General features: G+C 65.4%; 1 protein-coding gene and 2 pseudogenes. All 3 read right to left on the reverse strand.

Features of this window, described 5'->3' with window-relative positions; translation table 11 throughout:
- Window positions 1-837: pseudogene (locus V7D69_RS16120) on the reverse strand (transcription-repair coupling factor); the annotation flags it as partial.
- Window positions 834-1,124 (reverse strand): FAD assembly factor SdhE, encoded by a 291-nt coding sequence (locus V7D69_RS16125; RefSeq protein ID WP_333606356.1) that lies wholly within the window; start codon window positions 1,122-1,124, stop codon window positions 834-836. The gene V7D69_RS16125 and the pseudogene V7D69_RS16120, both read right to left, overlap by 4 nt.
- A 190-nt stretch (window positions 1,125-1,314) precedes the next feature.
- Window positions 1,315-1,583: pseudogene (locus V7D69_RS16130) on the reverse strand (succinate dehydrogenase/fumarate reductase flavoprotein subunit); the annotation flags it as partial.

Raw genomic sequence — 1,583 nt, forward strand, 5'->3', positions numbered from 1 at the left:
GTCCTGAAACAGCGGCAGCCAGTGCTCCATGCCGGGATGACGGCGGCCCTCGGTGACGGCTTCATAAAGCTGGTCGTCGCGCTCTGGCGCACCGAACGCTGCGACGTAACCCATCCGGAAACGACGGATGGTTTCGGTGGTAAGCTGGAATTCCGAGACCGGCACCAAATCGAGGCCGCGCATGTCCAGCAGCGTGCGCTGGGTTTCGGCGTCGAAGCTGCGGATGGATTCCAGTGAATCGCCGAAGAAATCGAACCGCACGGGTTGATCGAGCCCGGCCGGAAACAAATCCAGAATGCCGCCGCGCACGGCATATTCGCCGGGCTCGCGCACCGTCGAGGAGCGGCCGTAGCCGTTGTGCTCCAGCCAGGCGACGATCGAATCCATCGGCACGACGTTGCCCGGCGCGACCGACAGCGCCTGCGCCGCGACGGCCTCACGCGCCGGCACCCGCTGCACGATCGCATTGACGGTGGTCAGCACGATCAGCGGCTTGTCACTGCCCTGCAGCCGCGACAATTTGGCCAGCGTCGTCAGCCGCTGGGCCAGAACGCCGCCGTGCGGCGACACCCGGTCATAGGGCTGGCAATCCCAGGCCGGAAACTGCAGGACGGCGAGGTCGGGCGCAAAAAATTCCAGCGCCCGCGCCAGTTGCTGCATGCGCGGGCCATCGCGGCAGACCACCGCCAGGCTGACCGCCGGCCGCTTGGGCTGCGCGGCGACGGCGCGGGCGAGGTCCGAGACCACGAGCCCTTCGGCCCCCTCGGCGACATTGGCGAAGGTTAGCGCGCGGCCCGGCGCCAGCATCAGGGCGGGCGATTTGGCGGAAACTTTCATACGCCGTGTTCCACCGCGCGAAACGCCTTGATGCGGTCGAACAGCGCGCCCGCATGTTCCGGCGCAAGCGGCTGGTCGCCGGTGATCGCGGCATACAGGTCCGGGTCGGGCACTTCGATCAGCCGTTCCAGCCGGTCCAGTTCGTCGTCGGAAAGGTTGCCGATCTCGGCATCGGCAAAGCGGCCGAGGATGAGGTCCATTTCGCGGGTGCCGCGATGCCAGCAGCGAAACAGCAGCCGCTTGCGGCGGTCGTCGAGCCCACCGCTCGAGCGTGTCGTACCCGTCATTTCAACAATCCCATCCGAACGCCAAATGCCCGGACGTGCCGGGCGGGGGCTGATATAGCGACGGAGTTCGCCGATGTCAGCCCTTTCCGGCCCCAATTATCAACCGCCTCGTCATTGCCGGGCTTGACCCGGCAATCCATCCTCTTTTGAAGATGGATGCGCGGGTCAAGCCCGCGCATGACAAGTTCACTCAATACACCCGCGCCTTGGGCGGAATGTACTGTACGTCGTTGGTCATCGTGTAATCGTGGACCGGACGGTAGTCGATCGTGGTGTTGCCGCGCTCGTCGATCCAGGCCAGCGTATGCTTCATCCAGGTCTGGTCGTCGCGGTTCGGAAAATCCTCGCGGGCATGGGCGCCGCGGCTCTCGGTGCGGTTGGCCGCTGAATTCATCGTCACCACCGCCTGCGCGATCAGGTTGTCGAACTCGAGCGTCTCGATCAGGTCGGAATTCCACA

The organism is Novosphingobium sp. (assembly GCF_036733805.1).
GTDB lineage: Bacteria > Pseudomonadota > Alphaproteobacteria > Sphingomonadales > Sphingomonadaceae > Novosphingobium.

Excerpts from the sequence above, each read along its gene's own strand:
- V7D69_RS16125 (WP_333606356.1), bottom strand. The coding sequence starts at position 1,124 with ATGACGGGTACGACACGCTCGAGCGGTGGGCTCGACGACCGCCGCAAG.